Source organism: Bradyrhizobium ferriligni (assembly GCF_056837965.1).
The window spans coordinates 1-6,726 of record NZ_JBXEJO010000143.1; the positions used below are offsets into that span (position 1 = coordinate 1).

General features: G+C 64.3%; 6 protein-coding genes and 1 pseudogene. All 7 read right to left on the minus strand.

All coding sequences use genetic code 11. The features are described 5' to 3' along the window. Positions 1 to 79: 79 nt before the first annotated feature. On the minus strand, positions 80 to 1,525 hold the full coding sequence (locus tag AC1VNY_RS41920; RefSeq protein ID WP_482409584.1) for an amidase family protein: 1,446 nt from the start codon (positions 1,523 to 1,525) through the stop codon (positions 80 to 82). A gap of 24 nt (positions 1,526 to 1,549) precedes the next feature. Further along, positions 1,550 to 2,968, minus strand: coding sequence for an amidase family protein (locus AC1VNY_RS41925; RefSeq protein WP_482409585.1), 1,419 nt, complete (start codon positions 2,966 to 2,968; stop codon positions 1,550 to 1,552). Positions 2,969 to 3,011: 43 nt separating this feature from the next. After that, positions 3,012 to 3,806, minus strand: a complete 795-nt coding sequence (locus AC1VNY_RS41930) for a FadR/GntR family transcriptional regulator (protein ID WP_482409586.1) — start codon at positions 3,804 to 3,806, stop codon at positions 3,012 to 3,014. Positions 3,807 to 4,005: 199 nt separating this feature from the next. Continuing rightward, positions 4,006 to 4,515: a hypothetical protein gene (locus tag AC1VNY_RS41935; RefSeq protein ID WP_482409587.1), complete on the minus strand. Its 510-nt coding sequence runs from the start codon at positions 4,513 to 4,515 to the stop codon at positions 4,006 to 4,008. 318 nt (positions 4,516 to 4,833) lie between these two features. Beyond that, positions 4,834 to 5,202: pseudogene (locus AC1VNY_RS41940) on the minus strand (ABC transporter permease subunit); the annotation flags it as partial. A 32-nt stretch (positions 5,203 to 5,234) separates the two neighbouring features. Further along, positions 5,235 to 6,161, minus strand: coding sequence for a hypothetical protein (locus AC1VNY_RS41945; protein ID WP_155258384.1), 927 nt, complete (start codon positions 6,159 to 6,161; stop codon positions 5,235 to 5,237). 251 nt (positions 6,162 to 6,412) lie between these two features. Further along, positions 6,413 to 6,726, minus strand: a 314-nt coding sequence (locus AC1VNY_RS41950) for an ABC transporter permease subunit (RefSeq protein ID WP_482409588.1), incomplete at its 5' end; no start/stop codon positions are given.

Consider the following 6,726-nt stretch of genomic DNA (forward strand, 5'->3'; position numbering starts at 1 on the left):
CACCCCAGCCCTCCCCCGCAAGCGGGAGAGGGAGTGGAGCGTCTTCGCGTCGCCAGTTCGACCTAACTTCATCATCGCCTCAGCGCCGCTGCCACAATTGCCGTGCCAGAATGCCGGCCTTGCGCTCGATCGCCTCGGCGGCGTCGAGACACATGTCCTCGCGATAGCGCGAGCCGACGATCTGGACGCCGACCGGCAATCCCTCATCGAGGCCGACCGGCACCACGGCCGCCGGCAGCCCCAGCACGTTCATCGACGAAATGAAGCGCAGGTCGTTCCAGAACAAATCCTTGACGCGCTGATCGCCGCCGAGATCGGCATTGACCTCCGGCGTCTTGCGCACCGTGGTCGGCATCACGACCAGCGGATACTGCTCCAGGAACGTCATCCAGTTCCTGATGTGGCGCGAGCGCTCCGCGATCGCCTTCATGTAGCCGGCCTGGTCGAGCTGATTGGCCAGCGCGATGAAGCCGCGGAACGTCTTCTGGAAGTCGGCGCTGGTGGTCGCCAGCATCTGGTCCTGCTGCAACACGCGAACCTCGGTCATGATCAGGTCGCACCAGAGCTGCCAGACCTTGTTGAGGTCGGGAACCTCGACCTCACTGACCGCATAGCCGGCATCGGCGAGATGATCCGCCGCCTTGCGCTGGAGCGCGATCACGCCGCGATCGGTCGCCATGTCCTCGGGGATCTTTGCGAGCGCGATCTTGATCGGCCCGGCCGGCTTCGGCCCCGTCAGCGGCGCCGGTACATACCAGGGATCGCGCGGGTCGCGCTGCGCCATCACCTCGAGGCCGAGGCGCACGTCGGCGACGTGGCGCGCCAGCGGCCCTTGCGACGACATGAACTGTGCCATCAGCGGCCGCTCCGCGGTCGCGCTCGGATTGAACGCCGGAATGCGGCCCTGGGTCGGCTTGATGGTGGCGATGCCGTTGCAATGCGCCGGCCAACGCAGCGAGCCGCCGATGTCGTTGCCGTGTGCGATGGTGCCGATGCCGGCGGCGATCGACGCGCCGGCGCCGCCCGAGGAGCCGCCGCAGGTCACATCGGCATTCCAGGGATTGCGCGTCAGGCCGTGCAGCGGGTTGTCGGTGAAGCCGCGCAGCGAGAACTCCGGCGTGTTGGTGAGGCCGATGATGACGGCGCCGGCCTTCTTGAGATTGGCCGTCACCGGCGAGTCGCCCGGCGCGATGTTGTCCTTGAATGCCACCACGCCGTTCGAATTGGCCTGGCCCTCGACGTCGATATTGATCTTGATCGTAACCGGCACGCCGTGTAGCGGCCCGACGGCGCCGCCTCCGCGCTTGCTCGCAGCCAACGCCTCGTCCGCGGCCTTGGCGGCCTGCATCGCTGACGCGCCGAGATCGACCACGACGGCGTTGAGCGCCGGATTGGCTTCCTGCATGCGGTCGAGATGGGCGCGGACCACCTCCTCCGACGTCACTTGGTTGTTTCGGATCGCCGCGGCCGTGTCCACGGCGGACCATTGCCAGATCGGTGCGTTCGTCACGTGATGTTCTCCCATGATGTTCAGTGCTTTGTTGTTGGTTCAATCTCGCGGGTCGATCGGCGTCAGCTTTGATGCACGCGCCTCGATCAGCTCGGCGACTGCGAGACAGACGTCTTCCCGGAAGCGGCCGGCGATCACCTGCACGCCGACCGGCGCGCCGCCCGCGGTCCCGGTCGGCACGACGACCGACGGAAAGCCGAGCGCGGGCACCGCCAGCAGCGGCCGCTGCGCATCGAGCAGCGCGCGCACGACGTTCGCGTCTTCCTGGTCCTGATCGAACCGGAACGGCAGTTGCGCCGAAACCGGCAGGATGATGACGGGACAGCGCTCCTGGAACAGCTGCCAGGCCCGCACGATCGCCAGCCGCTGCTCGAAGCAGGCGAGCACCTGATCGCCGTCGAGCTCGGGCGCGTAGGCGATATGGCATTCGAGATTGTAGCGGCTCCGATCGTCGCCGAACTTGCGGATCATCGGCGCCAGCACACGCCGCTCCTCATTGATGACGAGGCGATGCCAGAGATCGGCGGCCTCCGCGAGCCGCGGCGGCACGGTCTCTTCCACGGCAAAGCCGGCCTCCGCGAGCCAGCGCCCGGCGGCGCGCACCGCCGCGCTCACCTCGCCCGCCTCGTCGCCGAACGGCGCCGCTGCGATCGCAACGCCGATCGGACGCTTGAGCTCTGGACCCTGCAGCGGCACCGGCAGCCAGGTGCCGTCGCGCGCGTCCGCCTGCGCCATGGCGGCGAGGCCGATGCGCAAGTCTGCGACCGAGCGGGCAAGCGGCCCCTGCACCGACATCATCTGCGCGGTGATCGGGCGATCGCTGGTTGCCGACGGATTGAACGCGGGGATCCGTCCCGGCGTCGGACGCAGGCCGGCGACGCCGCAGGCGTAAGCGGGATAGCGGATCGAGCCGCCGAAATCATTGCCGTGTGCGATCGCGCCCATGCCGGAGGCAACGGCCGATGCGGCGCCACCGCTGGAGCCGCCCGGCGTCAGCCGACGGCTCCACGGATTGTAGGTCGCGCCGTGCAGATCGTTGTTGGTGAACCAGCGGTGCGAAAAGGCCGGCGTGTTGGTGCGCCCGACAATGACGGCGCCCGCCTTGCGAAGATTCGCGACCACAGGGCTGTCCTCGGTGGCGATCACGTCGCGGAAGGCAACGACCCCGTTGGTGGTGGCGCAGCCGCGCTGGTCGACATTGACCTTGATCGTGACCGGAACGCCGTGCAGCACGCCGAGCTCCGCGCCTGATTTCACCGCGACGTCCGCCGCGTCCGCGGCGGCCAGCGCTTCGTCGGCGAGCACGGCGACAATGGCGTTCAATGCCGGATTGACCTCGGCGATACGATCGAGACTGGATTGCACGGCTTCCCGGCTGGAAATCGCGCGCGTCGCGATCGCACGCGCCAGATCGACGGCCGACCAGCTCCACAACTCATTCTCGCGCCGCGTGTCCATTGTCGTTTTCTCCAAGGCGTGATGCAGCAGTCGGCCGATGCGGTTAATCGAGCCGCAACGGCTGGTGAAAGACGGGCAGATCGATGCGCCGGTCTTCCGCGGGAACGACCACCGCTTCGGCGCTCAGCACATGATCGAGCATCACGCGCCGGGCGCGCACAGCATTGCCGGAGCGGAACGCGGCCAGCAGACGCTTGTGAAACTCGATGTTCTCGCAGGTGAAGCTGGATGCGAATTCCTGTACGCCGAGCTTGCCGATCAGATGCCGGATCGCCTCGTTGACGAACCGGCAAATCAGGCCGAGCAGCGGGTTGGGACAGGCCTCGATCAGGATGTCGTGGAAATCGATCTCGGCGTGGCGATGATGTTCCCAATCGGCATCGCCGTCGGGATGATGCTCCTGGACCGCGATCGCCTTTTCCAGTGCGGCGAAATGCTCCGCCGTTAGGTGACCGACCACGCTGAAGGCGAGCTCCGGCTCGATCAGCCGGCGGATCTGGTAGATCTGTGCGGTGCTGGTCGACTGGAAGTAGAAATAGTTGCTGAGCAGGCCGACGATCCGGTTGATCGAGACCGGCGCCACCCGCGCGCCGCCGCCGGGGCCGGTGGTGTTCTGGACCAGCCCCTGCACTTCCAGCGATTTGAGCGCCTCGCGGATGGTGGAGCGGCTGCAGCCGAACATCTCGATCAGCTCCCCCTCCTGCGGCAGCCGGTCGCTCGGCTGCAAGCCGGCCTGGAAGATGTGGCTGCGGATCAGGTCGGCGACGGCGTCCGAGCGCTTGCGCTTGATCGAGGCGCGGCGCGAAGGGTCGAGGGACGGGAGAGCCGATTTATCCATTTTATGATCATAAATAGGATCGCGATCACTTTGCAAGCCATGTCCGTGCTCTCGTGATGCCGAGTGCCGCCATGATGGGGATACCCCGCTCGCCTGTCAGCGGTCCCGGGGGCGAAGCGCCTACGCGGTCAAAGGGCCGACCGGATGCGGGAGATGGTGATGATGATGAGGAGCCCGCGGAGCCGAGGCGGCGTCGCGCTCAAAGCGGACTATGGTTCACGGTGTGGCGCATCTGGCGACAGAAGCCCTCCACGAACTGCGCAAGCGCCTCGAAATTGACCAGCAGCCTTTCGGCCTGCTCACGGTCAGCCGAACCAGGGGTAAACGATTCCGCCAGACGCCGCTGGCGATCTGCGCGATCCCGGCAGGCCGCGGCCCTGCTTTCGGCAAACTCCAGTTGCTCGTGTCGGCGGCCCAGCCTGTCTTCTTCCTCAAGCAACCGCTTGTTGAGCATCGATCTCGTGTTGGTTGGAACGTCCGGGCGCTTCAGCAGATCCAGATAGTGGTCGATGTTTGCGCGCGCGGTATACTCGTTCACGTATGTGCCTCCGGCCAGTCGCAGTCTCGGTCGGCGAGGCTTGGCTTCAACACTCAGGAATTGCTCGATCTCCGCCAGGAGTTGGCGAAGCTCATCGGTCGAAAACCCTTGCAGGGCATCGTGGACCTGGCTTCGGGTGCTTTCCGGATAGACGGCGTTGTCTTCGGCCATTGGCGTACGGCAAAAATCAAAAAGTAAAGCCCTGTCAGGCACACACCAAATCGAACGATGCCCACGCGAACAATGATACTGTCATCGCGCGCGCTCGCGAATCCAATGGCGTTCAAGATAAGTTACGGGTGGAACATCGCCTAGTGCACTCTGTGCCAGCCGCGCCCTGAGCCTGCCATCGGCCAAGTCTTGGTTGCCGCATCGTTAAAGCCAGAGCAGGCCGCTCCAAAAATCAAAGCAGACGGCTGCGGATGCGAACAGGCGGGCACCGAAGGATGCAGCACGTGAGGGAGGCAAGCGACGGAGAATCCGGATCGCTCAGCCGTGCGCGCGCTGCGCCTCGAGGCCGCGGCTGTAGCGCGACATCGCAAAGCAGAACACGAAGTAGATCACGCCGACGAACACATAGACCTCGACGCTGAAGGCCTGCCAGGCCGGATCGACGATCGCGGTCTTGGCGGTGGTCAAGAGATCGAAGATGCCGAGGATCAGGACCAGGCTGTTGTCCTTGAAGAAGGCGATGAAGGTGTTGACCAGCGGCGGGATGACGTGGCGGATCGCCTGCGGCAGCACGATCAGCGCATTCTTCTCCCAGCAGGACAGCCCGAGAGCGTCGGCGGCCTCATATTGTCCGCGCGGCACCGCCTGCAGGCCGCCGCGCACGACTTCCGCAAGGTAGGCGCCGGCATGGAAGGTGCCGGCAGGCGAGCGATGGGCCGCTATTGTGAAAACGCCCAGTAAAGGTGCTTCTCGTCTTCCGACAACAGCCTCACATGGTTGATAAAGTCCCAGACCATTTCTCCGAAGGCACTGCCGCCGCCCTGGCTCGACTTGGCAGATACCATATCGAGCTCGTGCCAGCCCCTGTACATTTCCTCGTCGATGCTTTCCAAGCGGTCCTTCATGGCCTGAGCATTGAAAGCGCCGCAAGATTCGGTGAACAGGCTTCTGACCGGATGGATTTGCCACATGCCGCGATGGCGCTCTTCGCTGCCCTGCTGCCCGTAGACACCCGACTCTCCACTGAACGGAAACGCGCCGCGCGTCGCCTTGATCATCTCGCGGCGCTTGGCGTTGCCTTCCTTGATGTCGACATACACCGATATGACCATATCGTTGTAGTACCAGAGGTCCAGGCACGCCGGATATCCGGCGTTCAGGATCACTTGCACGAGCTTTTTGATGCGCTGCCCCTTGTAGCCCTTCATGCCCTGCGCAAGCGCAAGCAGGCGCATCAGAAACGTCTTGGCATCATTTGGAGTCCAGACACAGATATCCTCGGCCTCGAAATCGATCGGATCATGATCGACGGGCGGGATGTAGATGATGCCGGGATTGGCCGAATTGCTGAACATCCAGTTGTTGCCGCTGGGGCTGACCTTGACGCACCCCACATAGTGGCTGAGGTACCAGTTCACGACATCGGGGTCGTCGGTCATGAAGTTGAAATAGATCAGCTCCTTGACTCCGACACTGAACTTCTCGGCGACGGTGTACCAGTCTTCCTGAGGCCGGGTATCTCCCGGTCGGACAGGGCCGTGCGGCCGGTAGGGAATGCCGCCTTGCATCAATCCCCAATTGCGTGGGACGGGCATGCCCTTTGGCGGTCGCTCGATCGGGTGAGGCGAGCGTTTCGGGGGCGCCATGGCATCGACCTCCTCATATGCTGCGTGATCGCATCACATGAGTGCAAGTTGCCGCTGCCGGGGTTCACGCGCTCACGGAGATGTTTTCCACTTTCTCAAGCTTGTCCGGATGGGGCATATCAGGTTCCGCGCAAAGCGGATCGATCCATCACGGCAGGCTCCAAAAACGTCCCATGCGACGAAGGAAAATGCGATGCGACCCAGACAAACGCATAGCGGTCGAGGCTTCGCGCTCGAACGTGATCACCGCCTCAGCCGTGCGCGCGCTGCGCCTCGAGGCCGCGGCTGTAGCGCGACATCGCAAAGCAGAACACGAAGTAGATCACGCCGACGAATACATAGACTTCGACGCTGAAGGCCTGCCAGGCCGGATCGACGATCGCGGTCTTGGCAGTGGTCAAGAGATCGAAGATGCCGATGATCAGGACCAGGCTGGTGTCCTTGAAGAAGGCGATGAAGGTGTTGACCAGCGGCGGGATGACGTGGCGGATCGCCTGCGGCAGCACGATCAGCGCGTTCTTCTCCCAATAGGACAGCCCGAGCGCGTCGGCGGCCTCATATTGTC